Consider the following 621-nt stretch of genomic DNA (forward strand, 5'->3'; position numbering starts at 1 on the left):
AAAAAAACCGTGTTCGCCAGCGAGCAGGATCGGCCAGCGATCGCAAGGCGGCGGGCTCAGTGGCGCAAGTATCAGGGCCGTCTCGATCCTAAGCGCCTGGTCTTCATCGACGAGACTTGGACGAAGACCAACATGACGCGTACCCACGGCCGCTCACGCCGCGGCCAGCGGCTCCGGGCAAAGGTACCGCACGGGCACTGGCGAACTCTCACCTTTCTGGCTGCGCTCCGTCATAATCGCATCGATGCACCATGCGTCCTGGACGGCCCTATCAATGGACAGTCCTTCCTGGCCTATGTCGAGCAGTTCCTGGTGCCAACGCTCAGCGCTGGCGACATCGTCATTATGGACAATCTCGGCAGCCACAAAAGCATGGCCGTTCGCCAAGCCATCCGCGCCGCCGGAGCCAAGCTCCTCTTCCTGCCGGCCTACTCGCCGGATCTGAACCCGATCGAGCAGGTCTTCGCCAAGCTCAAAACCCTCTTCCGAAAGGCCGAGGAGCGCAACGTCGATGCCTGTTGGAAGCGCATCGGCAGCTTGCTCGACTGCTTCGAACCCGCCGAATGCGCAAACTACCTTACCAACAGCGGTTATGGTTCAGTCTAAGATGATCATGCTCTA

At 60.2% G+C, this 621-nt stretch carries 1 protein-coding gene; it reads left to right on the top strand.

The window, feature by feature from the left end; translation table 11 throughout:
* The coding region (locus tag RQX22_RS19240; RefSeq protein WP_315728826.1) for an IS630 family transposase at positions 1-606 on the top strand (606 nt) is incomplete at its 5' end.
* Positions 607-621 lie beyond the last annotated feature (15 nt).

Source organism: Sphingosinicella rhizophila (genome assembly GCF_032378825.1).
GTDB classification, from domain to species: Bacteria; Pseudomonadota; Alphaproteobacteria; order Sphingomonadales; family Sphingomonadaceae; genus Allosphingosinicella; species Allosphingosinicella rhizophila.